Below are 25,326 nucleotides of genomic sequence, written 5' to 3'. Positions count from 1 at the left end.
TCAACCGAGGTGGTATCAGGTGCAGATGATGACGCGGCGGGGCGTTCAGTGGCTGTCCGCTGCCGCCGACGATCCGGGGGCATGCCGTGCGGCGTGGCTGGACGATCCCCGCCGACCGTACGCGCTGCCTGCCGGTCGCCTCTTCGACGTGGTGGTACTCGACCAGCGGATCGGCCTGGAGACCTTCGACCAGCTCGACCGGCGCGGGATGCCGCTCGGGCCGGTCTCGGCCGACTGGGCGGCGAAGCGGGTGGGCTTCTTCCTGCCGCCGAACTCCCGGAGCCGCTTCACGCGGATGGTGACGGGGGAGTCCCCGAGCCCTCCCGACTACCGCTACCTGGACGACGGCTCGGTCATCGTCGTCCCCGGCCCCATGCCGCTCAGCGGCGACCGCTACACCTGGCTGCGCGCTCCCATGCGACCGCCGGGCATCAGCCCGGCCCGGCTGGCGGCACTGGCAGCCATGTTCATCGCGGCCTCGGAACTGCTCGCACGGGCGGACCGGTACGGCGAGGAGCACACGCACGCGGACGGCGCGGGTCAGGAGACGGCTCGTGCACGGTGACGGCGGAGAACCGAACGACGCGGCGAGCTGGTCGCCGATCGACAGCCGTGAGTGGTACGCGGCCCGGGACGCGGTCGCGGCGCTGCGAGACGTGCTGATCGCGGCAGGGCTGCACAAGGACTTCCCCTATCTGCGAGCGGACCTCAACGCGTTCGGACAAGGGCTGATCGAACTGGGCCGTGTCTCCCCGCAGACGGCGGAACGACTGGCCGAACTGCTGCGGCTCGCCATGAAGTGCCCGCACGGCGCTGGAGGACATGGCGCCGAGCCGGCCGGCAACCCGCGCGGCCGACACAGCGACGGAACCCAGTCAGAGGAGTGAGCGACGTGACGGACCCGCGAGGCGTGTGCAAGAAGCGCGCGGAGAACCTGATGCCGGGAGTGCCGTACGTCCGCGGCTGGGCGGACGGCAAGCGAGGCGCGGACGCCCTCGCCACCGCGCTGCGCGAATTGGGCCTGGACTCCGACTTCCCCGGCCTCAAGGCGGACGTGAACGAGGAGGGTGACGGCGTGGTCTGCCTCGGCACCATCCGCCCCGAAGCAGCGGAGCTGCTGGCGTCCATGCTGATCGTCGGCCTCACGGTGGAGATGGCCACCCAACTCACCTCCGTTCCTCTGGATGGCCCGGACACCACAGCAGTCTGACTTTCAAGCCTCGAATCTTTTCGAAGGTGTCGGGCACCGGCCCCGCACTCCATACGCTTGATTTCTTCGTCACAGGGCGTGGAGTGCGGGGCTTTACCTATTCCGATGGATGCTACACAGCGTGTTGAACACCTCTTTAGCGGAGAGGCTGACTGAGATGTGGCTGCGTTGGGAGAGGAAGCGAGCGGCCACTCGACTGCGAAACATCAGTGTTGACCATTGCTGACCCTTGCTCCTGGCGCGGTTGTGGCATGAACCTCAGCCAACGGCGGTCAGCTGCAAGCGTGGGCGCGCCGACCAACGGGAGCGAGCGTGCTTCGCTATATCCCACCGTCCTTCACTGTTGCTGCCCTTCAATTGCGTTTACCCGTCCCGCGACTTCTGAAGGTGGGATCGTGAGTAAATTTCATGCTCGCAATAAGGTGTCTCGTGAAGGGCTGCCGTTTGGTGGCATCTGAGGCCGAACTCTTCGACTGAGCAGTGTAATTATCGAGTTCTTCCTTGACCTTAGCCCCTGACGCTTCGAGTTCTTCTTCGGTGAACTCCCTGTCTTGCTCGGCGAGTCGGGCAATATCTCGCCAGTGCGACGGATCCTTTCCGATTGTCTTCATGACCAGCGTGAAGGCGACGAAGGGGGCCAAGTACCGCCGCTCTGGATACTTGGTTTGAGATTTCCCTGACTGTAGATATTCATCGACTTGGCGCAATACTCGCGCAGCCCAATAGAAGAGTTGAGGGCTGGCCTTAGGGTCGAAAGCCTGTCGGTAACGAGCATCCTCGGCCAGTAGGGAATTTGGCTTACCGCGAGCCACTTCCGGTCGACCGTAGGCAATGGCATACATTGCCTGACCAAGATACGGGATGCTTACGATTTTGCCAGGATCTTTTCCAAGGTTTCGATAATAACCTTTGCGACGATCATAGAAAAGGCCCTTCGCTCCAAAATAGGCTTCAATTCTGCGCTGAATCTCGTCCGTCGCTCGGAGCGAAGCATCTGGAACGGGTGTTTGCCGGTTTGTAGCCCGGATAATTTTATCGCGTACGGCGTCGTCGCTTGCTTTGATGACGCGCACAAGAATCTTACGGTCATCGGCAGGCGGGCTTTCCCCTTTTTCGGCCCGCTCCTTGTACCAGTTGAAAATGGTATGCGAGGTCTGAAGGCCGTTAACGATTTGAATGTTCTTTAGTGCAAAAGTTTTTCCCACGCTGTGCGCTTCGTCGCATACGATGGTCACACCGTTGTTCAGCCACCAGAAGTCAGGGCTGGCGCTCTCGTTGAGTGAGTTCAGGATTTCTTTGTTAACGGCGACTTGCCCTTGGTAATCTCGGACGTTCGCCTCAAAGATATGCCTTCGTAGCGTAAGATTGTCGTCGGTAATTAGCCTAACGAAGCTTGACAGTCGAGCCAAGGCGACGTATGACTCGCCGCTTGTCAAAACTTCATCGCATTCAAGAGTCAAGGTTTCAGCCTTGCGGGTGTCGTACATCCTCCATAGCTCGTCGGCTCCAAGTAGGTCAACGCTGACATCTGCGGACGGGAGCTTGAGGAGGATCTCCTCTCTGAGTCGCTCGGCTCTGCTGGTTACGTTGATATTGGCTTGTTCTGTGAGGCCTCGACTCCCAAGTACCACCTTCACGAAGACCTTCGGTCGCCTGACGAGAAGATTCTTATATGCAGAGCGAAACACGGTCAGCTTTTCGATGACTTGCTCATTAAGCTCGTCAGACAGCTCGTCAAGCTGGGTTCCTAGATCAAGAGCGGACGGCAGTACAGATTGGAGTGCTGAAACGGAGTTTTGGGTAAAGCTTTGGCTGAACTTAGATTGAATAACGTATAGTGCTAGTTCAAGACCTTCGGGAAGTTCTCGGGCTGCTTGTGGCTCTTCGACTACTTGGTGGTCAATCGGAAGGATGCTTCCCTCTAGGAGGGTGTAGATAGCGTCAACGCCACCGTCATTCGACCCGTCAACGACTCCATCGCTGATGGTGTCAAGGGTCACGTCTTTATCGCGCAAAAGGAGCCAGGCAAGGAAAATTTCCCACGCGTCGGAATCCGACATGTGGGCGGTGTTTTGTCCCTTCCACTGCTCATAGACAGTTGTGATCAGGGTTTGCGCTCCGGACACTGTCCAATCCCTCTTTAAGGCGAACTAGGCGGCAAGAGGTCCATAGTGTACGTCCGAGACCGGACGATGTCTCCGGAATCGGTCGTCGTAAGGCGACTAGTTGTAGTGCACGCCTGCACGCGAGGTCGGTGGAGATGGGTTTGGGCGGTGTCCTGCCCGGGCTGGGGTCGGGCATGACCAGGGGGCCGTACGCTGGTTGGCAACTCGGGCAGGCTTTGGACCTGCCCGCAATGTGTCCGACTGGCCCCCTGGGCTTGCTCGACGCGGGTCCCGGACCGGGGAGGTGCGTAAAGCCGTCGGAGCCGACCCCCAGCCACAACGCCGCTTGCTCAGCAACCATGTGGCATGCCGCTGGCGCGCGGCCGGCGGGCGCCGGGGCGGAGCGGGGCGAAGACTGGAGCGGCGGCCCGGCGGGGAGCCGGGCCGCGCGCGGTGAGCGGCAGCGAGCCGCCTTGATGATGTAGAGAAAGTTTGAGCCAGGTTCTGGCTCAGAGGGGGTAGGCGAGTTCGAGGTCGTCGCCTGGGACGTGAAACTCTTCCAGGGCGAGCGGCTTGTCGTCCGTGTTGAGCGTGACGCGGAGGATCTGGAACATCGGGACGCCGTCCGGCAGGCGGAGGGCCTGGGCCTGGTCCGGGAGCGGCATGCGGGTGCGGACGTATTCGGTGAAGTGCAGCTCGTGGCCGAGCTCGGCCAGTGCCGTGTAGAGGTGCGGCGCCGGGGGCGGGGCCTGTTCTTCGAACTTCGTGCCCAGCAGGACGGAGAATGGCACGTAGATGCGGCGGAGTTGGCGGAGACGTCCCCGGTCGGCGGTCTGCAACGCGCCGTAGGTGTACATCGGTTCGCCCGGCGGGATGCGGAGGAGATCGGCCAGGGCGAGTGGGGCGTCTGTGCGGGTGGCTACGGGTTCCTCGGCGTCGTCCCAGCGGAGGCCGTCGGCCTCGACGTAGCGGCCGTCCGGCTCGCGGCGTACGCCGCGCGGGCGCGTGAGGCTGGGGCGGCTGTGGGGGGAGCGGACGAACATCCCCCGGCCCATCATGACCTCGACCAGGCCCGCGGCCCTTAGCTCCGCGATGCCCTGGCGGACCGTCGGGCGCGTGACTCCGTACTGCTTGGCGAGCGATTCCTCCGACGGCAGGGGCTGGCCGGCCGGGTAGGTGCCGCTGAGGATGCCTTCCCGCAGGTGGTCGGCGATCTGTTTGTACCGGGGCTTCGGCTTCTCGACCGGCATCGGTGGCCTCCTCGGCGGTGCTAGCTCCTCCGCGTTCCGATGCGGAGACGAATCGTCCCCGTGCGGAGACGGGGACAGCGTCTCTCACAACCAACCGGCTTGACAACCCGTACTACGGGTCTCACTCTGGACTCCGCACCCGTACTACGGGTGGAAGTCATCCCGAAGGACAGCCCTTCGGGTGTCGAGAGATGAGGAGTTCAAGCAGTGGTAGCCCTACCGATCGATACGGCGAAGTTCACCGGGATCATCTGCGCCGTCCCCCCGACCCCGCGCGTGGCGAACCGGGAGACCGGACAGCTCCGCGTGGACAGGGAGACCGGCAAGACCGTCTACCAAGTTGGCCTCTGCCTGATGGCCGGTACGTCGGCCGACGTGGTGACGGTGAACGTCCCCGGTGAGCCGGTCGGCGTGCAGAACGGCATGCCGGTTCAGGTCCGAGACCTGGTCGCCACCCCGTGGGAGAACGAGGGGCGGCACGGCATCGCCTTCCGCGCCACCGAGATCAAGCCCCTCGCTGCTCCGCCCGCCTCCTCCGGCTCGGCGGGCAAGGGGGCTGGGCAGTGATCACCCTGGCTTCCACACCCTCCGCCGGGCAGACCTGGCTGAGCTGGTTCCTCGTGGTGGCCGCAGTGCTGGTGTCGGGTCTGCTCCTCGCAGGCCCGGCCCTGCGCCGCTGCTCCCCGGCGGCCTGGTGGCTGCTCCTCGGCTTCCCGGTTGCATGCCTGCGGGTCGCGCGCACCTGGCGGCCGCTGATGGCCGGTTGCGGCCTGGCCGTGAGCCGTAAGGCCGCGCTGACGGTCGTCTCCGGACTGCTCGCCCACGGTGCTCCGCCTCCTCATCCGCGGGTGCCCCGGCGGGGCGGGATGCGGCCGACGGCTCACGGCTTCTGGTTCCCCGTCCGGCTGCTCCCCGGCCAGACCCCGGAGGACTTCGTGAAAGCCGCTCCGGCCATGGCCCATGACTGGCGGGTCCACGCGGTGCGCGTCACCACGGCGGAACCGGGCGTCGTCCGAGTCACCGCGACGGTCCTGGACCCGCTCCGGCAGCCGCGCGCACCCCGGCAGCGGGGTACCGGTCCTCTGCTCCGCGTGGTGGTCGGCGTCCTGGAGAGCGGGGCGCCGTGGGCGGTGGACCTGCGCAAGATCCCGCACTGGCTGATCGTCGGGGCGACGCGCTCCGGCAAGTCCACGCTGATCAATGCCCTCGTCGCGGGCTTCGCCCCGCAACCGGTGGCCCTGGTCGGGATCGACTGCAAGGGCGGCATGGAGCTGTCCCTCTACGAGCGGCGCCTGTCCGCCCTGGCGACGGACCGGACGCAGGCGGTCAAGCTCCTCGCCGCGCTCATGGACCTGACCTCGGCCCGTATGGAGGTCTGCCGGGCGGCCCGCGTCCGCAACATCTGGGGCCTGCCGGACGAGGAGCGGCCCGTCCCGGTCGTCGTGATCGTGGACGAGATCGCGGAGCTCTTCCTCGTCGCCAACCGCAGCGAGAAGGACGAGGCGCAGGCGGCGGCCACGGGACTGGTCCGGCTGGCCCAGCTCGGCGCGGCCCTCGGTGTGTACCTCGTCGTCGCCGGTCAGCGGGTCGGCTCCGACCTCGGCCCCGGCGTCACCGCCCTCCGAGCCCAGCTCGGCGGACGGGTCTGCCACCGGGTGACCGACTCCGGCACTGCGGAGATGGCCCTCGGCGACCTCAACCCGGACGCCCTGGAAGCCGCCCAGACCATTCCACCCGACCAGGCCGGTACGGCTGTCCTCGCCTCGGCGGACGGCTGGGAGCGTGCCCGCTCCCACCTGGTCCCGGAGGAGCGCGCCGAGGAGATCGCGGCCACGTACGCGCACCTCACCCCGTACCTGCCGGGGCTGGCCGATGCCGTCGGCGAACCGGCGGACGGGACGGCCTTGCACATCGAACGACTCGACCGGGACGCCTGAGAGGGGAACGCCGTGCTCGTCTCCATGTCGGCCGTGCTGCTGCTGGGCCTGCTGATCTGGTTCCTGCTGCGCATCCGCTACCTGCGCTGGGCCGAGTTCCTGCTCTGCACGATCTTCGGCTTCCTGCTCGCCAAGACGGCCGCCGAACCGCTCGTTCAGGCGGCCCTCGACGGAGTCGGCGGCTTCCTCGGCCAACTCCAGTTCTGAACCCGCCCACCCGCGAAAGGAGGGGACACCCGTGCCTGTCCACAAGACCAGAGGAGCGCCGGTGAGCGCCCTCGTAACGGGCTCCCGACGGGGCGCGAAGTCGCCAAACCCGACCCCGTCAGGGCCCTACTCCATCCGCCACACAAGCAGTGAAAGGAGCACCCTCACCTTGTCCAATGCGCCTCGATCGCGCAAATCCCCGAAGTCTCCGGAGTGCGAACTCCGCGAGGAGGAGCGGCCCACCTGCGTCGGCCGTGAGCAGGTCGTCATGGCCGGGCCGGACGGCCGGGAGCAGCGGCTCTGCCCGGCCCATGCCGCCGCGCTCTGGCTGACGGAGCCTGCTCTCCGCTTCACCGCGAAGACCAGGCCGGAGGCCATCGCGGCCGTGATGCGGCAGGCGTTCGGAGGTTCGCGATGACGCAGAGTCTCACCGCGGGCGAGCTGCCTGGTGCGGTCGCCGCGCTCGTCGAACGGGCCGCACAGCCGGACTTCGACGCCTGGCGCCGCCACATTGTCCGCCTCGGCGGCTGCACCAACCCGATCCACCTCGTCGGCACCGGTGCTCTGGTCGACGCCGCCACCGGGGAGGTGCTGCACACGTACGGCTCGGCCGAGCGGGGCGGACGGCTGCTGACTGCGTGCGGCAACCGCCGTACCGCCGTCTGCCCGACCTGCGCCCGCCTCTACCGGGCGGACACCTACCAACTCCTGCGCGCCGGTCTGGTCGGCGGCAAGGGCGTTGGGGCGGAGGTCGACGGGCACCCCCGGGTGTTCGCCACCCTCACCGCTCCCGGCTTCGGCCCGGTCCACACGCGACGCGAGAGCGGCGGGCGGGTACGTGCCTGCCGTCCCCGCGGGACGGGGGAGCGGTGCCCGCACGGGACGGCCCTCGGGTGCCACGTACGGCATGCGGAGGACGATCCGCGCCTCGGCGAGCCGCTGTGCCCGAGATGCTACGACTACGCGGGCGCCGTGCTCTGGCAGGCGCAGGCCGGGCAGCTCTGGCACCGCTTCGCCCTGGAGCTGCGCCGCGAGCTGGCGCGCAGGGCCGGCCTATCGCGTAGCGAGTTCGCCGAGGTGGTGCGGCTGTCGTACGCCAAGGTCGCCGAGTACCAGCGGCGCGGCCTGGTCCACTTCCACGCCGTGATCCGCCTCGACGGACCCGACGGGCCGCAGACGACTCCGCCCGGCTGGGCCACGATGGCACTCCTGGCGGACGCGGTCCGCACCGCCGTCGGCCTGGTCCGGCTCCCGGCCCTCGGCGCGGAGGTCGTCGGGCGGCGCGTGCTCCGCTTCGGTGCCCAGGTCGACGTGCGGCCGATCACCGCGTTCGGCGCGGAGGACCGGCTGACCTCGGAGGCCGTGGCAGCGTACATCGCCAAGTACGCCACCAAGGGCGCGGAGGCCGCGGGCGCCGTCGACCGCCGGATTCACCACGGGAGGGACCTGGCGGAGCTGCCGGTACGGGACCACACGCTCCGGATGATCGGCACGTGCTGGTGGCTCGGCGGCCTGGAGCCGTTCGAACCGCTGCGGCTGCGGCGCTGGGCCCACATGCTCGGCTATCGGGGCCACTTCTCGACCAAGTCGCGACGCTACTCGACCACGCTCACCGCCCTGCGGCAGGCGCGGGCCGAGCACCGAGCGGAGGAACAGCGGGCGGTTCTGGGCCTCGGTGACCGGTCCACGGTCACGGTCGGCCAGTGGCGGTACGCCGGGCGCGGCTACGCCCCGGAGGAAGCTCTCGTGGCCGACTCGGTCCGGGAGGGCGGTGGCGTCCATGGCGCGTGACAGTACGGAACTGCTCACGGTTCCGCAGGTTCTGGAGGAGCTGGGCGGGATCTCCCGGCGCACCTTCTACCGCTGGCGTGAGCTGCGGAACGCGCCGCGCTGCATCCGCCTCCCGAACGGCGAGCTGCGCATTCCGCGCGAGGCGCTGAACGCCTGGTTGGAGGAGTTGGGGGAGGAGGCGCGGTGAAGTCGTACAAGGTCTCCGTCTGGAAGCTCAGCGTCAACCGGACGACGAAGAAACCGACCTATGTCGTCCGCTGGACCGTCGACGGGTCTCCATTCAGCGAGTCGCACAAGACCAAGGCACTGGCCGACCGGTTCCGTGCGAGGCTCCTCCGGGCGGTCGACAAGGGGGAGCCCTTCGACACCGTGACGGGGCTGCCCGACTCGCTGCGCGGGAGCAAGACGGCGCTGACCCTGCTGGAACTGGCCGTCAAGTACATCGATGGCCGCTGGGCCAGCGCTTCCGCCAAGCAGAGGGACAGCATGACCGACTCCCTGGCCGTCGCCGTTCCCTCCCTGGTCAAGCAGGTGCGGGGGCGGCCGGAACCCGAAGTGCTGCGCCGGGCTCTGCGCTCGTACCTGCTGCCACCACCGCGTCGCTCGCGGGACAGACCGGAGGAAGTGGCCGCGGCTGCTCGCTGGATCGAGAAGGCGTCTCTGCCGGTGGCCGAACTGACGGAGACCGATCGTGTCCACACGCTTGTGGATGCCCTGACGCGCAAGCTGGACGGCGCACCGGCCGCGAACCAGACGTACAAGCGCAGGCGGGCGGTGACCTACAACGTGCTCGAATATGCCGTGGAGCTGGAAGCGCTGGCCTCCAACCCTCTGGGGAAGGTGCGCAGGAAGCGCGGACAGCAACCCGTGCAGGAAGTGGACCGTCGGGTCGTGGTCAACCCTCGGCAGGCACGCGAGCTGCTGACGGCGGTGACCTACGTCGGTGGCTGGGACCGGGCCAGCGGCCGACGGCTCCGGGCCTTCTTCGGGTGCATGTACTACGCGGCCCTGCGGCCGGGGGAGGCTCTGGGACTCCGCCGCTCCGACTGCGAGCTGCCCGCCGAGGGATGGGGCCGGATCACCGTGGAGGAGACCCGGCCCTCGGCCGGCAAGGCGTGGACGGACTCGGGAGAGGCCCACGACCGGCGCGGGCTCAAGCAGCGCAGTCCCGGCGAGGTGCGCATCGTGCCCATCCCTCCGCCGCTGGTTCGGATGCTGCGGGAGCACCTGGAGGAGTTCGGCGCGGCGGAGGACGGCCGGATCTTCTCCAGCGAGCGGGGCAACGTGGTGGCGTCCTCGTCGTACTACCGGGTGTGGCGCCAGGCTCGCAAGCTGGGCCTCGTACCCGAACAGGCCGCATCCGTCCTGGCGGCCAAGCCCTACGACCTTCGGCACGCCTGCGTGTCCCAGTGGCTCAACTCCGGCGTTCCGGCTCCGGAGGTGGCTGTACGGGCGGGGCACTCGGTGGAGGTGCTGCTCAAGATTTACGCCAAGTGCATCGACGGCCAGGAGGAGGAGATGAACGAGCGGATCATGAGGGGATTGGGCGAAGAGTAAGAACGCTGACTCGGCGAGCTAGGCGGATCTGCTGAGCAACCGACGAGAGCCCCGGGGTCGGGGCTCTCGTCTTGTATGATCGCAGGCACTGAACGCCCTCACCGCCAGAGTGCGCGACGACACTGGGTGTCATGTTGTGTCCCGCCAGCAACGCCTACAACTGAACACACAGGTTGCTCTATCGTCGCGGGGCTCCTCCAAGATTGTTGGTTAGCGAATCTTGATGGAGTGCTGCGGTGGAGTATGTGCGGGTCACCCGACTGTTGGCGATCTGCCTGGTGTTTGTGGCATCTGCGCTGGTAGCTGTGCTTACAGCTTGGTTTGCCTCTGAGAAAGGCGCAGGGGTTCTCGGTGTTTTGGGCACAGGGATCGCTGTCTTCGGCGTTGCTTTCCCGGCATGCGCGTGGGCGGTCTCTCACCTGGAAGGACCCTGACTGAAGGAGCCGCCTATCCCGGAGGTCGCGCCATCGGGGCGGCCAAAGGGATGGCGACATCTGCAGGGTGGGCCGGGTGTTCAGGTGGGCATCAGCAGAGGGCTCGCAGCCATCATGGGCGATAGAGGTCGGCTCCCCCGCCGTCGGTGCGAGATCGCTGGCTCCGGCGAGTGGATGGAGCCGCCGCAAAGCCTGGGCTGACCTGCGCCGGAGCCCTCCAAGATCATCACGCTATTACAGCGTGATCACTGTCATGGGGCTGCCTCCGGCAGCATCCGCCTGCGCACGTACGAAGACCCCGCTTCCAGCGTCTGGGCTGGTGGCGGGGTCTGTCGGTACCTTCTGCGAGGTACCCCCGGCAGGATTCGAACCTGCGCACACGGCTCCGGAGGCCGTTGCTCTATCCCCTGAGCTACGGGGGCCTGTCGGCGGCGGTCGGTTGATCGCTGCGACAGGTAGAACACTACCAGCTTCCCGGGGGTGGACAGGACAGGGTTTGCGGGTGCCGGGCGGGCGGAAAAGGGGGAAAGCCGGACGCAGGCGGAGGTGTGGGCCTACTCTCTGGGATGTGCCTGGCATGTCCGGCCGGATCCTCGTGGTGGACGACAGCGAGGTCATCCGGCAGCTGATCAGGGTCAACCTCGAGCTCGAAGGCTTCGAGGTCGTGACCGCGGCCGACGGTGCCGAGTGTCTGGAGATCGTGGAGCGGGTGCGGCCCGACGTGATCACGCTCGACGTTGCCATGCCCCGGCTCGACGGCCTGCGGACCGCCGAGAGGCTGCGCGCCGGCGAGCGGACGCGGGGCATCCCCCTGGCGATCGTCAGCGCCTGTACGCGGTCGGAACTGGGCGGCGAGCGGGCGCGGGCGGCGGCGGTGGACGCGTTCGTGGCCAAGCCGTTCGAGCCGGTGGAGCTGGTGCGGACGGTGCGGCGGCTGGTCGCCGGCGGGCGCGGCAGCGGCGGTGCGTGCGGGACGGAGCCCGTCGTGGGGCGGCCGGGGTGAGTACGGCGGGCCCCGGTGAGCGGGAGGGCCCGTGGGGCGCACCGGCCGGGGCCGGCCGGTGTGAGGTGCGTGTCATCCCTTGAAACGCGTTCGCGCCTCCCCACCCCCTCTCCCATACCCTTGACGCGTGACTCCCGCCCAGCTCTCGCGCACCGTGCTGCGCACCGTGCGCCGCGCTGCCGGCGACGGCGCGCTGGGCGAGCTGTCCCCGGGCGCGCTGGAGGCGCTGGACGGGCTGCCGGAGCGGATCACCGTGGGGCGTCCGCCGCGGCCGGGCTGCGGTGACTACGCCACCAACGCCGCGCTGCGGCTGGCCGCCGTCACCGGACGGCCCGCCCGGAGCGTGGCCGAGGTCCTGCGGGAGAGGCTGGCGTGCGAGGCCGGCATCGCCGAGGTGGCGGTCGCCGGGCCGGGGTTCCTCAACATCACCGTGGCGGGCGGGGCCCGGGCGGAGCTGGTGGGGGCCCTGGCGGCGCGGGAGGGGGAGTACGCGCTCGCGGAGCGCACCGACCCCGCGCGCGACGTCCGCGGGTGGGCCGCCGCCACCGGCGTGGAGCCCGGCCCGAAGCTGCTGGAGCAGCGCGAGTCCAACCCCCTCTTCCTCGTCCAGTACGCCCACGCCCGCTCCCGGGCACTGCTGCGCGGCGCCCGCGCCCTGGGCTTCGCGCCCGAGGCCGGGGCGGGCGGGTACGCCTACGACACCCCGCGCGAGGCGGAGCTGCTGGGGGCGCTGGCCGAGTACGAGCGGATCGCCGCGCTGGCCGATACCGGCCGGCTCGCCCGCCGTCTGGAGACGGTCGCCGACGGCCTCCTCGGCATACACGCGTCCGTGCTGCCGGCCGGGGAGCACAAACCCCTGGCCGCCCACCGCGCCCGGCTGGCCCTGGCCCAGGCCGCCGGGACGGTGCTGGCCGGCGGCCTGTCCCGGCTGGGCGTCACCGCACCCGTACATCTGTGATGGAGAGCACGAAGCGACCATGAGCCGTTCCGCACACCCCGCCGGGCCCCGCCACGCCGACGTCCTGCCCGAGGGGCACTACACCCCGCCGCCCGCCGACCTCAACGCCCTCGACCCGCGCGTGTGGGCCCGTACCGTCGCACGCGACGAGCGGGGGGTGACCACCGTCGGGGGGCTGGACGTCGTCGCGCTGGCCGAGGAGTTCGGCACCCCCGCCTACGTCCTGGACGAGGACGACTTCCGGGCCCGCTGCCGCGCCTGGCGCGAGGCCTTCGGCGACGAGGCCGACGTGTTCTACGCCGGGAAGGCCTTCCTGTGCCGCGCGGTGGTGCGCTGGCTGACCGAGGAGGGCCTCAACCTCGACGTCTGCTCCGGCGGTGAGCTGGCCACCGCGCTGGCCGGCGGGATGCCCGCCGAGCGCATCGCGCTGCACGGCAACAACAAGTCCACCGCCGAGATCGAGCGGGCCGTGGAGGCCGGGGTCGGCCGGATCGTGCTGGACTCCTTCCAGGAGATCGCCCGCGTCGCGCACATCGCCGAGCGGCTCGGCAGGCGCCAGCGGGTGCAGATCCGGGTGACGGTGGGCGTGGAGGCGCACACCCACGAGTTCATCGCCACCGCCCACGAGGACCAGAAGTTCGGGCTCGCGCTCGCCGACGGGCAGGCCGCCGAGGCGGTGCGGCGGGTGCTGAAGCTGGACAGCCTGGAGCTGGTGGGCATCCACTCCCACATCGGCTCGCAGATCTTCGACATGGCCGGCTTCGAGGTCGCCGCGCGCCGTGTGGTGCAGCTGCTGACCGAGGTCCGCGACGAGCACGGTGTGGAGCTGCCCGAGATCGACCTCGGCGGCGGTCTGGGCATCGCCTACACCCCCGAGGACGACCCGCGCGAGCCCCACGAGATCGCCAGGGCGCTGCACGAGATCGTCGCCCACGAGTGCCGGGCCGCCGGGCTGGCCGCGCCGCGGCTGTCGGTCGAGCCGGGCCGGGCCATCGCCGGTCCGACGACCTTCACCCTCTACGAGGTCGGCACCGTCAAGGAGCTGCCGGGCCTGCGCACCTACGTCAGCGTGGACGGCGGCATGTCCGACAACATCCGCACCGCGCTGTACGACGCCGAGTACTCCGTGGCGCTGGCCTCCCGCACCTCCGAGGCCGCGCCGATGCTCTCGCGCGTGGTCGGCAAGCACTGCGAGAGCGGCGACATCGTGGTGCGCGACGCCTTCCTCCCCGCCGACCTGGCCCCCGGCGACCTGCTCGCCGTCCCGGCCACCGGCGCGTACTGCCGGTCCATGGCGAGCAACTACAACCACTCCCTGCGGCCGCCGGTGGTGGCGGTCTCGGGGGGCGAGGCCCGGGTGATCGTGCGGCGCGAGACGGAGGAGGACCTGCTCGGCCTGGACGTCGGCTGAGCCCGGCCCTGGCGGCGTCCGTACACCGCCGGACGCCGCCCGGACGGCGGCCCCCTCACCGGGCCGTCTCAAAAACGGAGGATGACGTCTCGCATGCTGGATGGAACGGGGGATCCCGTCATCCGTGCGTGAGACTTGAGTCCACAGGACTGTGGAGAAGCGAGGTCTGATGATGCGTACGCGTCCGCTGAAGGTGGCGCTGCTGGGCTGTGGGGTCGTCGGCTCAGAGGTGGCACGCATCATGACGACGCACGCGGAGGACCTCGCCGCCCGGATCGGGGCCCCGGTCGAACTGGCCGGGGTCGCCGTCCGCCGTCCCGGGAGGGTCCGCGAGGGCATAGCGCCCGAGCTGGTCACCACCGACGCCGCCGCCCTGGCGGCCCGGGACGACATCGACGTGGTCGTCGAGGTCATCGGCGGCATCGAGCCGGCCCGCACCCTGATCACCACCGCCTTCGAGCACGGCGCCAGCGTGGTCACCGCCAACAAGGCGCTGCTGGCCGAGGACGGTCCGGCCCTCCACGAGGCGGCCGAGAAGCACGGGGTGGACCTCTACTACGAGGCCGCCGCCGCGGCCGCGATCCCGCTGGTGCGCCCGCTGCGCGAGTCCCTGGCCGGCGACAAGGTCAACCGGGTCCTGGGCATCGTCAACGGCACCACCAACTTCATCCTCGACCGGATGGACTCCACCGGCGCCGGGTACTCCGAGGCGCTGGACGAGGCCACCGCCCTGGGGTACGCCGAGGCCGACCCGACCGCCGACGTCGAGGGCTTCGACGCCGCCGCCAAGGCCGCGATCCTGGCCGGCATCGCCTTCCACACCCGCGTCCGCCTGGACGACGTGCACCGCGAGGGGCTGACCGAGGTCACCGCCGCCGACATCGCCTCCGCACGGCGCATGGGCTGCACGGTCAAGCTGCTGGCCATCTGCGAGCGCGCCGCCGACGGGCGCTCGGTCACCGCCCGCGTCCACCCGGCGATGATCCCGCTGACCCACCCGCTCGCCTCCGTCCGCGAGGCGTACAACGCGGTCTTCGTCGAGGCGGAGGCCGCCGGCCGGCTGATGTTCTACGGGCCCGGCGCGGGCGGCGCGCCCACCGCCTCGGCGGTGCTGGGCGACCTGGTCGCCGTCTGCCGCAACAAGCTCGCCGGCGCCCGCGGGCCGGGGGAGTCGGCCTACGCCCAGCTCCCGGTGAGCCCGATGGGCGAGGTGGTCACCCGCTACCACATCAGCCTGGACGTAGCCGACAAACCGGGCGTCCTCGCCCAGTGCGCCACCGTCTTCGCCGAGCACGGGGTCTCCATCGACACCGTGCGCCAGCAGGGCATCGACGGTCCCGGCGACGGCGCGTCGCTGGTCGTCGTCACCCACCGGGCCTCGGACGCGGCCCTGTCGGCGACCGTCGAGGCGCTGCGCAGACTGGACACCGTACGGGGTGTCGCGAGCACCATGCGGGTCGAAGGGGAATGAGGAAGATGACCGTCACCACCGCCAGTCCTGGCAGCACCAGCACTCCTCGAATGTCCGGCACCCACCAGTGGCGGGGCATCATCGAGGAGTACCGCGACCGGCTTCCGGTCACCGAGTCCACCCCCGTCGTCACCCTGCGCGAGGGCGGCACCCCGCTCGTGCCCGCGCAGGTGCTCTCCGAGCGCACCGGCTGCGAGGTCCACCTCAAGGTCGAGGGCGCCAACCCCACCGGATCCTTCAAGGACCGCGGGATGACGATGGCCATCAGCCGCGCCAGGGAGGAGGGCGCGAAGGCCGTCATCTGCGCCTCCACCGGCAACACCTCCGCCTCGGCCGCCGCCTACGCGGTGCGCGCGGGGATGGTCTGCGCGGTGCTGGTGCCGCAGGGCAAGATCGCGATGGGCAAGATGGGCCAGGCGCTGGTGCACGGCGCCAGCATCCTCCAGGTCGACGGGAACTTCGACGACTGCCTCACCCTGGCGCGCGGCCTGTCCGACAACTACCCGGTGTCGCTGGTCAACTCGGTCAACCCGGTGCGGATCGAGGGCCAGAAGACCGCGGCGTTCGAGGTCGTCGACATGCTCGGCGACGCCCCCGACATCCACGTCCTGCCGGTCGGCAACGCGGGCAACATCACCGCCTACTGGAGGGGCTACCGGGAGTACGCCGCGCCCGGTCCCGACGGCGGGGTCCACGCCTCGCGCACACCGCGGATGTGGGGCTTCCAGGCCTCCGGCTCGGCGCCCATCGTGCGGGGCGAGCCGGTCAAGGACCCGCGCACCATCGCCACCGCCATCCGCATCGGCAACCCGGCCTCCTGGGAGCACGCGGAGGCGGCCCGCGACGAGTCCGGCGGGCTCATCGACGAGGTGACCGACCGTCAGATCCTGGCCGCCTACCGGCTGCTGGCCGCGCAGGAGGGCGTCTTCGTCGAGCCGGCCTCGGCCGCCTCGGTCGCCGGTCTGCTCAAGGCGGCCGAGCAGGGGAAGGTCGACCCCGGCCAGCGGATCGTCTGCACCGTCACCGGCAACGGCCTGAAGGACCCGGACTGGGCCGTGCAGGGCGCTCCCCAGCCGACCGTCGTACCCGTCGACGCGGACGCCGCGGCCGAGCGCCTCGGCCTGGTGTGAGGGCGCCGGGCCCGTGACGCCCTCCGCGCCGGGTGCGCGCCCGCCAGGGGCCGCACCCGGCACGGGGGCGCACCGGCAGCGCGCGACACGCATCGTGCGCCTCCCGTACGCCCTGTACCGCCACCGAACCGTCCTTCGATAGGGTGGGAGTCACGTCCCGACCTGTCATACGGCATGTGCCAGAGGTCAGTGGACCGGTCCGGCTTCAGCCGCGGTTCCCGAAGGCGTCCCGCCGCGCGTCCGCGTCCCGCGCCGGACCGGCGTCCGCCCGCACATCCGACCGAGCATCCGAGCACCACAGTCCCCGCAGGACAGTCACACCAAGGAGAGTCAACGAGCGATGGCCGGTCCCGCGTTCCGCGCCGCCGCCGTCCGGGTGCGCACCCCCGCCACCAGCGCAAACCTCGGTCCCGGCTTCGACGCCCTCGGTCTGGCCCTCGGCCTGTACGACGACGTCGTGGTCCGCGTCGCCGACTCCGGACTGCACATCGACATCGCCGGCGAGGGCGCCGACACCCTGCCCCGCGACGAGAGCCACCTGCTCGTACGCTCCCTGCGCACGGCCTTCGACCTGCTGGGCGGCCAGCCGCGCGGCCTGGAGGTCGTCTGCGCCAACCGCATCCCGCACGGCCGCGGCCTGGGCTCCTCCTCCGCGGCCATCTGCGCGGGCATCATCGCCGCCCGCGCGGTGACCACCGGCGGCGCCGAGAAACTCGACGACACCGCCCTGCTGGAGCTGGCCACCGAGATAGAGGGACACCCCGACAACGTGGCCGCCTGCCTGCTCGGCGGTTTCACCCTCGCCTGGACGGACGGGGGCGCGGCGCGGGCGATCAGGATGGACCCGGACCCCGCCGTCGTCCCGGTGGTCTTCGTCCCCGACCGGCCGGTGCTCACCGAGACCGCCCGCGGACTGCTCCCCCGTACCGTCCCCCATGTGGACGCCGCCGCCAACGCCGGCCGCGCCGCACTGCTCGTCGAGGCGCTGACCCGCCGCCCCGAACTCCTGCTGCCGGCCACCGAGGACCGGCTCCACCAGGAGTACCGCGCCCCCGCGATGGAGGAGAGCGTGGAACTGGTGCACCGGCTGCGCGCCGACGGGGTGCCGGCCGTCATCTCCGGTGCCGGGCCCACGGTTCTGGCGCTGGCGCGGGACGCCACGGCCGACAGGGTCGCGCGTCTGGCGGGCGACGGATGGGCGGCCAACCGGCTGTCCCTCGACACGGCGGGAGCCGGTGTGCTGCCGCTGGCCGGCACGGGCCGGTGACACGAATGCGGGCCTTGGGGAGGGGGAATGTTTGTTGGGTCCGGTAGTGTTAACCTCAAGTCTGCACTCGCAGCCTCCTGGGACGACCCGAGGGCGGTGCGGTGCTCTCCGTGATCCCATGGGTACAGTCCCATACGGGGCCACTCCTTCTTCCGGGAGCCTCCAGAACTGCCTGAGCAGCCTGCCGAGCAGTGCCGAGCTCGCTCCGGAACGGCGTGATTGACGCACGTCATCCCCTCACGCCACACCACGTATTGACTATGTACTGATTCCTCCGCCGTACATCCGGGCGGAACCACCGCCCCGGCCCGGTCGAGACGAAGACCGCCGCCGGACAGCACAACCGGTCGCCGAGCCAGACAGGCCGACGCCCGCTCCAGGGAAGGACCCTTCGTGAGCGATACCACCGATCTGATGGGCGTGGACGCCGCCGAAGCCGCCGCGCCCGCCACGGACGCCCCTGCCGCGCCCGCATCCGGTACCGCCCCCAGGCGTCGCCGCTCCGGCACGGGCCTCGAGGGCATGGTTCTCGCCGAGCTGCAGCAAGTCGCCTCCGGTCTCGGTATCAAGGGCACGGCGCGGATGCGCAAGAGCCAGCTGATCGAGACGATCCGGGCCAGGCAGGCCGAGAACGGCTCGGGCCCCGCCCCCGCCGCCGCCGAGGCACCGGCCACCCCCGCCGAGAGCAAGCCGCGCCGCCGCGCGACCTCCAAGGCGCGTACGGGCGAGAGCGCCGAGGGCGCCGCCGACGAGGCCGCTCAGCAGCAGATCGACATCCCCGGCCAGCCCGTCAGCGACGAGCCCGCCGGCGAGCGCCGCCGCCGCGGCAAGGGGGCCGAGGGCAGGAGCGCCGAGGCCCCGGCCGCCGCCGAGACCGCCGAGGACAGGCCCGCCGAGGGCCGGGGCGACGGCGGCAGGCAGGACAAGCAGGAAAAGCAGCAGGACAAGGGCGACCGCCAGGACAAGGGCGGCGACCGCCAGGGCAAGGGCCGCCAGCGCGACCGCCGCGGCAAGGACGGCGGCCAGCAGCAGGGCCAGGACGGCGGCAACCGGCAGGACGGCGGCAACCGCCAGGGCCGCGACCGCGGTGACCGCGACAACCGCGGTGACCGCGACGACGACTTCGAGGGCGGCCGCCGCGGCCGCCGGGGCCGCTACCGCGACCGCCGGGGCCGCCGGGGCCGCGACGACTTCGCCGCCGAGCCGCAGGTCTCCGAGGACGACGTCCTGATCCCGGTCGCCGGAATCCTGGACATCCTCGACAACTACGCGTTCGTGCGCACCTCCGGCTACCTGCCCGGCCCGAACGACGTGTACGTCTCCCTGGCCCAGGTCCGCAAGAACGGCCTGCGCAAGGGCGACCACGTCACCGGCGCGGTGCGCCAGCCGCGCGAGGGCGAGCGGCGCGAGAAGTTCAACGCGCTGGTCCGCCTGGACTCGGTGAACGGCATGTCGCCCGAGAGCGGCAAGGGCCGGCCCGAGTTCGGCAAGCTCACCCCGCTGTACCCGCAGGAGCGGCTGCGGCTGGAGACCGAGCCGAACCACCTCACCTCGCGGATCATCGATCTGGTCTCGCCCATCGGCAAGGGGCAGCGCGGTCTGATCGTGGCCCCGCCGAAGGCGGGCAAGACCACGGTCCTGCAGTCGATCGCCAACTCCATCACCCGCAACAACCCCGAGTGCCACCTGATGGTCGTGCTCGTGGACGAGCGGCCGGAGGAGGTCACCGACATGCAGCGGTCGGTCAAGGGCGAGGTCATCTCCTCGACCTTCGACCGCCCCGCGGAGGACCACACCACCATCGCCGAGCTGGCCATCGAGCGGGCCAAGCGGCTGGTGGAGCTCGGCCACGACGTGGTGGTGCTGCTGGACAACATCACCCGCCTGGGCCGCGCGTACAACCTGGCCGCCCCCGCGTCGGGCCGCATCCTGTCCGGTGGTGTCGACTCCACCGCGCTCTACCCGCCGAAGAAGTTCTTCGGCGCCGCGCGGAACATCGAGGACGGCGGCTCCCTGACGATCCTGGCCGCCGCGCTGGTCGAGACCGGCTCGCGGATGGACGAGGTCATCTTCGAGGAGTTCAAGGGCACCGGCAACATGGAGCTCAAGCTCGACCGGAAGCTCGCCGACAAGCGGATCTTCCCGGCGGTGGACGTCGACGCGTCCGGCACCCGCAAGGAGGAGATCCTGATGGGTGCCGAGGAGCTGGGCATCGTCTGGAAGCTGCGGCGCGTCCTGCACGCGCTGGACCAGCAGCAGGCCATCGAGCTGCTGCTGGACAAGATGAAGCAGACGAAGTCGAACGCCGAGTTCCTGATGCAGATCCAGAAGACGACGCCGGCGCCCGGCAACGGCGACTGACCGGCGCTCGGCGCAGCACGGCACGGCGAGGGCCGCCCCACCGCACACGGTGGGGCGGCCCTCGCAGTGTGTCACCGTTCCGTCGCCGCCGTACCCGCTCCTGCCCGCCTCCGCGGCCCGCCCCGGAGGGAGGCGCGGAGTGATCAGGCCCGATGGGGGTACGCCGTCGCAAGTGGAGAAGGAGGTCCCCGCTGTCCGCCCGGCCCGGCCCGACCCGGCCCGCCCCGGCCAGGCGGCCCCGGCAGGCGCCGGACGGCCCCGCGACAGCCCCCACACGACAGGGGAGAGATACGGCAGACGAGGAACGACATGGCGGACGAGGACACCACCACAGGCGGCGGGGGAAGCGGCGGACGGGAACGCCGCGGCCCGCGCCCGCGGCGGCGCAGGGGGCTGTACGCGGCCGCGTGGGCCACGGTCGGCGCCCTCGTGCTGGCCGGGGCCGGACTCGGGCTCGTCTACCTCAGGATCGACGGCAACATCGCCGGTGTCGACATCGACTCCGTCCTGGGCCCCGACCGGCCCGCCGACGTCCCCGACGGCACGCTGGACATCCTCCTGCTCGGCTCCGACACCCGCGCCGGGGACAACTCCCGCTACGGCCGCGACGACGGCACCGCCCGCTCCGACACCGCGATGATCGTCCACATCAACAAGGCGCACGACCGGGCCTCCATCGTCTCCATCCCCCGCGACACCCTCGTCGAGCGGCCCGAGTGCGAGAAGACCGGCGGCGGCACGGCGCCCGCCGCCCGGCGCGCGATGTTCAACCAGGCGTACGAGATCGGCGGCCCGGCCTGCACCGTCAAGACGGTCGAGTCGATGACCGGCATCCGCATGGACCACTACATCGAGCTCGACTTCACCGGCTTCGAGAAGGTGGTCGACGAACTGGGCGGGGTGGAGGTCACCGTCGCCGAACCGATCGAGGACGAGGACAGCCGGCTGGAGCTGGAGCCGGGACGCCACACCCTGGACGGGGAGCGGGCCCTGGCCCTGGTCCGCACCCGCAAGGGCGTGGGCAACGGCAGCGACCTGGGCCGCATAAAGCTCCAGCACGCCTTCGTCGGCGCCCTCGCCGACCGGGTGGGGGAGATCGGGGTGTTCTCCGACCCCAAGAAGACCTACGACCTCCTCGACACCGTCACCGCCCACCTCACCACCGACGCGGCCCTGGCGTCGGTCCCGGACCTGGCCGGCCTGGCCGGGGCCGTGAAGGGAATCGACTCGCGGGACATCGAGATGGTCACCCTGCCGGTGCGCTACTCCTCCGCCGACCCCAACCGGTTGGTGCCGATCGGGGTGCAGACGGAGCGGATCTGGGACGCGCTCAAGGCGGACCGGCCGATCCCCGACTCCGCCACCGAGGGGTCCGCGGCCCGGGAGGCCACGGAGGCCGAGGACGCGGTGGAGGCGGAGGGAGCCGGGCGGACCGGGGAATAGCATCCTCCGCCACCTGGTTTTGGGAGGTGCGGCCAGTAGTGGCAGACTGGTGCGTCGGTCCCGGTTCACGCGCAGGCAGCCATCCCCGTCGCCCGACCGTCGGGCGCGAGGAGCCGGTGCGACCCGGAACCCTCCCGATACCTAGGAGAGACCTTGAAGCGCGACATCCACCCGGAGTACGTGGAGACCCAGGTCAGCTGCACCTGCGGAAACTCCTTCACCACCCGTAGCACCGTCACCGACGGCACCATCCGCGCCGACGTGTGCTCCGCGTGCCACCCGTTCTACACGGGCAAGCAGAAGATCCTCGACACCGGTGGCCGTGTGGCCCGCTTCGAGGCCCGCTTCGGCAAGAACGCCGGGTCGAGGAACAAGAAGTAGCGACCCCGAACGCCGGTCCTCGGCCGTCCCCCCAGGGAGGGCCGGACCGGCGTTTTGCCGTCCCGGCAGCCCTCTCCCCACACGAAGGACTCAACGATGTTCGAGGCGGTCGAGGAACTGATCGGCGAGCACGCCGACCTCGAGAAGCGGCTCGCCGACCCCGCCGTCCACGCGGACCAGGCCAACGCCCGCAGGCTGGGCAAGCGCTACGCCGAGCTGACCCCGGTCGTGGGCGCGTACCACGACTGGAAGCGCACCGGCGACGACATCGCCACCGCCCGCGAGCTGGCCGCCGACGACCCCGACTTCGCCGCCGAGGTCAAGGAGCTGGAGACCCGGCGCGAGGAGCTCACCGAACGGCTGCGGCTGCTGCTCGTCCCGCGCGACCCCAGCGACGACAAGGACGTCATCCTGGAGATCAAGGCGGGCGAGGGCGGTGAGGAGTCCGCGCTGTTCGCCGGCGACCTGCTGCGCATGTACCTGCGCTACGCCGAGCGGCAGGGCTGGAAGACCGAGATCATCGAGGCCAACGAGTCCGACCTCGGCGGCTACAAGGACGTCCAGGTCGCGGTGAAGACCAAGAACGGCACCGAGCCCGGCCAGGGCGTGTGGGCCCGGCTGAAGTACGAGGGCGGCGTCCACCGCGTCCAGCGGGTGCCCGCCACCGAGTCCCAGGGCCGCATCCACACCTCCGCCGCCGGAGTCCTCGTCCTTCCCGAGGCCGAGGACGTCGACGTCGAGATCAATCCGAACGACCTGCGCATCGACGTCTACCGCTCCTCCGGCCCCGGCGGCCAGTCCGTGAACACCACCGACTCCGCCGTCCGCATTACCCACGTGCCCACCGGCATCGTCGTCTCCTGCCAGAACGAGAAGAGCCAGCTGCAGAACAAGGAGCAGGCGCTGCGCATCCTGCGCGCCCGCCTGCTGGCGGCGGCCCAGGAGGAGGCGGAGAGGGAGGCCTCCGACGCGCGCCGCAGCCAGGTGCGTACGGTGGACCGGTCGGAGCGGGTGCGCACCTACAACTTCCCGGAGAACCGGATCTCGGACCACCGGGTGGGCTTCAAGGCGTACAACCTGGACCAGGTGCTGGACGGCGACCTGGACGCGGTGGTCCAGGCGTGCGTGGACGCCGACTCCGCGGCCAAGCTGGCCGCGGCTCAGTAACCGTGCGGCGCCCCGGGGCGGGGCGCGCAGGGACGGGTGGAGGACGAGGAACGTGAACGTACTGCTCGCCGAGGTGGCCCAGGCCACCCAGCGGCTCGCCGACGCCGGAGTGCCCTCCCCGCGCTTCGACGCGGAGGAGCTGGCGGCGTACGTGCACGGCGTCAGGCGGGGGGAACTGCACCGCGTCGCCGACGCCGACTTCGACGCCCGCTACTGGGAGGCCGTCGCCCGCCGCGAGGCCCGCGAGCCGCTCCAGCACATCACCGGCCGGGCCTTCTTCCGCTACCTGGAACTCCAGGTGGGCCCGGGGGTGTTCGTGCCGCGCCCCGAGACCGAGTCCGTGGTCGGCTGGGCGATAGACGCCGTGCGCGCCATGGACGTCGCCGAGCCTTTGATCGTCGACCTGTGCACCGGCTCCGGGGCCATCGCGCTCGCACTCGCCCAGGAGGTGCCGCGCTCGCGCGTGCACGCCGTGGAGCTGGACGAGGGGGCGCTGGAGTGGGCCCGGAAGAACACCGAGGGCTCCCGCGTCACCCTGCACCACGGCGACGCCACGACCGCCCTGCCCGAGCTGGACGGCCAGGTCGACCTCGTCATCTCCAACCCGCCCTACATCCCGCTCACCGAATGGGAGTACGTCGCCCCCGAGGCACGTGACCACGACCCGCAGATGGCGTTGTTCTCCGGCGAGGACGGACTGGACGTCATCCGCGGCATCGAACGCACCGCGCACCGCCTGCTGCGCCCCGGCGGCCTGGTCGTCGTCGAGCACGCCGACACCCAGGGCGGCCAGGTCCCCTGGATCTTCACCGAGGACCGCGGCTGGGCGGACGCCGCGGACCACCCCGACCTCAACAACCGGCCCCGTTTTGCCACAGCCCGCAGGGAGGTGCCGTAAATGGCACGGCGTTACGACTGCTCCGACGCGACCGACCGCGCGACCGGCCTGCGCGAGGCCGCCTCGGCGGTCCGCCGAGGCGAACTCGTCGTGCTCCCCACGGACACGGTCTACGGCATCGGCGCCGACGCCTTCACCCCGGAGGCCGTCGGTGACCTGCTGGAGGCCAAGGGACGCGGGCGCGGCATGCCCTCGCCCGTCCTGATCGGCTCCCCCAACACCCTGCACGGCCTGGTCACCGACTTCTCCGAGCAGGCGTGGGAGCTGGTGGACGCCTTCTGGCCCGGCGCGCTCACCCTCGTCGCCCGCCACCAGCCGTCGCTCACCTGGGACCTGGGCGAGACCGGCGGCACGGTCGCCGTCCGCATGCCGCTGCACCCGGTGGCGATCGAGCTGCTGACCGAGACCGGTCCGATGGCGGTGTCGTCGGCCAACCTCACCGGCCACCCCGCCCCGCAGACCTGCGACGCCGCGCAGGAGATGCTGGGCGACTCCGTCGCCGTCTACCTCGACGGCGGCCCCACCCCCGACTCCGTGCCCTCCTCGATCGTCGACGTCACCGGCCCGGTGCCCAGGCTGCTGCGTGCGGGCGCGATCAGCGCGGAGGAGCTGCGCAAGGTCGTACCCGGCCTCGAGGCCGCCAGTTGACCCCGCCCGCCGGGGCGTCCGAGGAGCATGGCATACCGGTCTTCCGCATCCTCCACGTCTCCACCGGAAACGTCTGCCGTTCGCCCATCACCGAGCGGCTGACCAGGCATGCCCTGGTGGCCAGACTCGGCGACGAGCGGGCCGGCGGACTGGTGGTGGAGAGCGCGGGGACATGGGGGCACGAGGGCGCGCCGATGGAGGAGCACGCGGCGGAGGTCCTGCTGGAGTACGGCGCGGACCCGTCCGGCTTCCTCGGCCGCGAACTGCTGGACGAGCACGTCATCAGGGCCGACCTGGTGCTGACCGCCACCCGCGACCACCGGGCGCAGGTGATCTCCATGGGGCACTCCGCGGGGCTGCGCACCTTCACCCTCAAGGAGTTCACCCGCCTGGTGCGGGCGATCGACCCCGCCACCCTGCCCGGCCCGGACGCCGACGGCGGGGTGGTCGGGCGCGCCCGGGCCCTGGTGCGGGCCGCCGCGGCACTGCGCGGCTGGCTGCTGGCGCCCAGTGCGGAGGCCGACGAGGTCTACGATCCCTACGGCGCCCCCATCACCTACTTCCGCAGTGTCGGCGAGGAGATCAACGCGGCGCTGGATCCGGTGGTCACGGCCCTGACGGGGGTCCCGGCGCGGACGTGAGACCGTACCGGGCGGTGCCGGGCTCGCGACCGCCGGTGCCGGGCCGTTGTCTAAGG

Annotated in this window: 25 protein-coding genes and 1 tRNA gene; 23 read left to right on the top strand and 3 right to left on the bottom strand. The window is 70.7% G+C overall.

Going from position 1 to position 25,326, the window contains the following annotated elements; genetic code table 11:
- The first annotated feature begins 25 nt into the window (after positions 1-25).
- From ACW69E_RS08155 to ACW69E_RS08145, 3 genes are read left to right on the top strand one after another with little or no spacing between them, the layout of a single operon-like run.
- Positions 26-565 (top strand): bifunctional DNA primase/polymerase, encoded by a 540-nt coding sequence (locus ACW69E_RS08155; protein ID WP_240958286.1) that lies wholly within the window; start codon positions 26-28, stop codon positions 563-565.
- A complete protein-coding gene (locus ACW69E_RS08150) occupies positions 555-887 on the top strand; it encodes a hypothetical protein (protein ID WP_457497504.1) in 333 nt (110 codons plus the stop codon). Before ACW69E_RS08155 ends, ACW69E_RS08150 begins: the two co-directional genes overlap by 11 nt.
- A 5-nt stretch (positions 888-892) precedes the next feature.
- Positions 893-1,210 carry a hypothetical protein gene (locus ACW69E_RS08145; protein WP_457497503.1) on the top strand — a complete coding sequence of 106 codons (318 nt, stop codon included), beginning with the start codon at positions 893-895 and terminating at the stop codon, positions 1,208-1,210.
- Between the two features lie 353 nt (positions 1,211-1,563).
- Here the strand turns inward: ACW69E_RS08145 and ACW69E_RS08140 are convergent, their stop codons facing one another.
- Together ACW69E_RS08140 and ACW69E_RS08135 are read right to left on the bottom strand one after the other, a co-directional pair.
- Positions 1,564-3,336: an AIPR family protein gene (locus ACW69E_RS08140; RefSeq protein WP_457497502.1), complete on the bottom strand. Its 1,773-nt coding sequence runs from the start codon at positions 3,334-3,336 to the stop codon at positions 1,564-1,566.
- A gap of 488 nt (positions 3,337-3,824) precedes the next feature.
- A complete protein-coding gene (locus ACW69E_RS08135; protein ID WP_457497501.1) occupies positions 3,825-4,565 on the bottom strand; it encodes a GntR family transcriptional regulator in 741 nt (246 codons plus the stop codon).
- Positions 4,566-4,772: 207 nt separating this feature from the next.
- Between ACW69E_RS08135 and ACW69E_RS08130 the strand changes: the two genes are divergently transcribed.
- The 7 genes from ACW69E_RS08130 (at position 4,773) to ACW69E_RS08100 (ending at position 10,057) form a co-directional block, all read left to right on the top strand.
- Positions 4,773-5,132 carry an SCO3933 family regulatory protein gene (locus ACW69E_RS08130; protein WP_457497500.1) on the top strand — a complete coding sequence of 120 codons (360 nt, stop codon included), beginning with the start codon at positions 4,773-4,775 and terminating at the stop codon, positions 5,130-5,132.
- Entirely contained in the window at positions 5,132-6,502 is a 1,371-nt protein-coding gene (locus ACW69E_RS08125; protein ID WP_457497625.1) for an FtsK/SpoIIIE domain-containing protein, read from the top strand. The genes ACW69E_RS08130 and ACW69E_RS08125 overlap by 1 nt, the downstream gene beginning before the upstream one ends.
- A 12-nt stretch (positions 6,503-6,514) precedes the next feature.
- Positions 6,515-6,709, top strand: a complete 195-nt coding sequence (locus ACW69E_RS08120) for a hypothetical protein (protein ID WP_457497499.1) — start codon at positions 6,515-6,517, stop codon at positions 6,707-6,709.
- Between the two features lie 169 nt (positions 6,710-6,878).
- Positions 6,879-7,127 (top strand): hypothetical protein, encoded by a 249-nt coding sequence (locus ACW69E_RS08115; protein WP_457497498.1) that lies wholly within the window; start codon positions 6,879-6,881, stop codon positions 7,125-7,127.
- The gene (locus ACW69E_RS08110; protein ID WP_457497497.1) at positions 7,124-8,500 is read left to right on the top strand and encodes a replication initiator; all 1,377 of its coding nucleotides are present in this window, start codon (positions 7,124-7,126) and stop codon (positions 8,498-8,500) included. Before ACW69E_RS08115 ends, ACW69E_RS08110 begins: the two co-directional genes overlap by 4 nt.
- Positions 8,490-8,687, top strand: coding sequence for a helix-turn-helix transcriptional regulator (locus ACW69E_RS08105; protein ID WP_457497496.1), 198 nt, complete (start codon positions 8,490-8,492; stop codon positions 8,685-8,687). The genes ACW69E_RS08110 and ACW69E_RS08105 overlap by 11 nt, the downstream gene beginning before the upstream one ends.
- Positions 8,684-10,057: a tyrosine-type recombinase/integrase gene (locus tag ACW69E_RS08100; RefSeq protein ID WP_457497495.1), complete on the top strand. Its 1,374-nt coding sequence runs from the start codon at positions 8,684-8,686 to the stop codon at positions 10,055-10,057. The genes ACW69E_RS08105 and ACW69E_RS08100 overlap by 4 nt, the downstream gene beginning before the upstream one ends.
- Before the next feature lie 784 nt (positions 10,058-10,841).
- Here ACW69E_RS08100 and ACW69E_RS08095 read toward each other — a convergent pair.
- A tRNA-Arg gene (locus tag ACW69E_RS08095) sits at positions 10,842-10,913 on the bottom strand.
- A gap of 155 nt (positions 10,914-11,068) precedes the next feature.
- Here ACW69E_RS08095 and ACW69E_RS08090 point away from each other — a divergent pair.
- The 13 genes from ACW69E_RS08090 (at position 11,069) to ACW69E_RS08030 (ending at position 25,270) form a co-directional block, all read left to right on the top strand.
- A complete protein-coding gene (locus tag ACW69E_RS08090; RefSeq protein WP_457497624.1) occupies positions 11,069-11,494 on the top strand; it encodes a response regulator in 426 nt (141 codons plus the stop codon).
- A 127-nt stretch (positions 11,495-11,621) separates the two neighbouring features.
- Positions 11,622-12,452, top strand: a complete 831-nt coding sequence (locus tag ACW69E_RS08085) for a DALR anticodon-binding domain-containing protein (protein WP_457497494.1) — start codon at positions 11,622-11,624, stop codon at positions 12,450-12,452.
- 19 nt (positions 12,453-12,471) lie between these two features.
- A complete protein-coding gene (gene lysA / locus ACW69E_RS08080) occupies positions 12,472-13,863 on the top strand; it encodes a diaminopimelate decarboxylase (protein WP_457497493.1) in 1,392 nt (463 codons plus the stop codon).
- Positions 13,864-14,032: 169 nt separating this feature from the next.
- Entirely contained in the window at positions 14,033-15,334 is a 1,302-nt protein-coding gene (locus tag ACW69E_RS08075; RefSeq protein ID WP_237880850.1) for a homoserine dehydrogenase, read from the top strand.
- A gap of 50 nt (positions 15,335-15,384) precedes the next feature.
- Entirely contained in the window at positions 15,385-16,464 is a 1,080-nt protein-coding gene (thrC, locus tag ACW69E_RS08070; RefSeq protein ID WP_457497623.1) for a threonine synthase, read from the top strand.
- Between the two features lie 340 nt (positions 16,465-16,804).
- Positions 16,805-17,731, top strand: a complete 927-nt coding sequence (thrB, locus tag ACW69E_RS08065) for a homoserine kinase (protein WP_457497492.1) — start codon at positions 16,805-16,807, stop codon at positions 17,729-17,731.
- A gap of 393 nt (positions 17,732-18,124) precedes the next feature.
- Entirely contained in the window at positions 18,125-20,092 is a 1,968-nt protein-coding gene (gene rho / locus ACW69E_RS08060; protein ID WP_457497491.1) for a transcription termination factor Rho, read from the top strand.
- A gap of 309 nt (positions 20,093-20,401) precedes the next feature.
- Positions 20,402-21,535, top strand: a complete 1,134-nt coding sequence (locus tag ACW69E_RS08055; protein ID WP_457497490.1) for an LCP family protein — start codon at positions 20,402-20,404, stop codon at positions 21,533-21,535.
- A 153-nt stretch (positions 21,536-21,688) separates the two neighbouring features.
- Complete coding sequence (gene rpmE / locus ACW69E_RS08050) at positions 21,689-21,916, top strand: 50S ribosomal protein L31 (protein ID WP_093661957.1); 228 nt, start codon at positions 21,689-21,691, stop codon at positions 21,914-21,916.
- Between the two features lie 96 nt (positions 21,917-22,012).
- Positions 22,013-23,083 (top strand): peptide chain release factor 1, encoded by a 1,071-nt coding sequence (gene prfA, locus ACW69E_RS08045; RefSeq protein ID WP_457497489.1) that lies wholly within the window; start codon positions 22,013-22,015, stop codon positions 23,081-23,083.
- A 52-nt stretch (positions 23,084-23,135) separates the two neighbouring features.
- Positions 23,136-23,981 (top strand): peptide chain release factor N(5)-glutamine methyltransferase, encoded by an 846-nt coding sequence (gene prmC / locus ACW69E_RS08040; RefSeq protein WP_093847681.1) that lies wholly within the window; start codon positions 23,136-23,138, stop codon positions 23,979-23,981.
- Positions 23,982-24,629, top strand: coding sequence for an L-threonylcarbamoyladenylate synthase (locus ACW69E_RS08035; RefSeq protein WP_093847679.1), 648 nt, complete (start codon positions 23,982-23,984; stop codon positions 24,627-24,629).
- Positions 24,626-25,270 carry an arsenate reductase/protein-tyrosine-phosphatase family protein gene (locus tag ACW69E_RS08030; protein WP_101255645.1) on the top strand — a complete coding sequence of 215 codons (645 nt, stop codon included), beginning with the start codon at positions 24,626-24,628 and terminating at the stop codon, positions 25,268-25,270. The genes ACW69E_RS08035 and ACW69E_RS08030 overlap by 4 nt, the downstream gene beginning before the upstream one ends.
- Positions 25,271-25,326 lie beyond the last annotated feature (56 nt).

It is taken from the genome of Streptomyces sp. SS8 (assembly GCF_054072955.1).
Note: the sequence above shows the minus strand (reverse complement) of the source record. Positions and strands in the feature narration are given on the sequence as shown.

Excerpts from the sequence above, each read along its gene's own strand:
- ACW69E_RS08135 (WP_457497501.1), bottom strand. The coding sequence starts at position 4,565 with ATGCCGGTCGAGAAGCCGAAGCCCCGGTACAAACAGATCGCCGACCAC.
- ACW69E_RS08090 (WP_457497624.1), top strand. The coding sequence starts at position 11,069 with ATGTCCGGCCGGATCCTCGTGGTGGACGACAGCGAGGTCATCCGGCAG.
- thrC (WP_457497623.1), top strand. The coding sequence starts at position 15,385 with ATGTCCGGCACCCACCAGTGGCGGGGCATCATCGAGGAGTACCGCGAC.
- thrB (WP_457497492.1), top strand. The coding sequence starts at position 16,805 with ATGGCCGGTCCCGCGTTCCGCGCCGCCGCCGTCCGGGTGCGCACCCCC.
- prfA (WP_457497489.1), top strand. The coding sequence starts at position 22,013 with ATGTTCGAGGCGGTCGAGGAACTGATCGGCGAGCACGCCGACCTCGAG.
- ACW69E_RS08155 (WP_240958286.1), top strand. The coding sequence starts at position 26 with ATGATGACGCGGCGGGGCGTTCAGTGGCTGTCCGCTGCCGCCGACGAT.
- lysA (WP_457497493.1), top strand. The coding sequence starts at position 12,472 with ATGAGCCGTTCCGCACACCCCGCCGGGCCCCGCCACGCCGACGTCCTG.
- ACW69E_RS08105 (WP_457497496.1), top strand. The coding sequence starts at position 8,490 with ATGGCGCGTGACAGTACGGAACTGCTCACGGTTCCGCAGGTTCTGGAG.
- ACW69E_RS08035 (WP_093847679.1), top strand. The coding sequence starts at position 23,982 with ATGGCACGGCGTTACGACTGCTCCGACGCGACCGACCGCGCGACCGGC.
- ACW69E_RS08075 (WP_237880850.1), top strand. The coding sequence starts at position 14,033 with ATGATGCGTACGCGTCCGCTGAAGGTGGCGCTGCTGGGCTGTGGGGTC.
- ACW69E_RS08055 (WP_457497490.1), top strand. The coding sequence starts at position 20,402 with ATGGCGGACGAGGACACCACCACAGGCGGCGGGGGAAGCGGCGGACGG.
- ACW69E_RS08110 (WP_457497497.1), top strand. The coding sequence starts at position 7,124 with ATGACGCAGAGTCTCACCGCGGGCGAGCTGCCTGGTGCGGTCGCCGCG.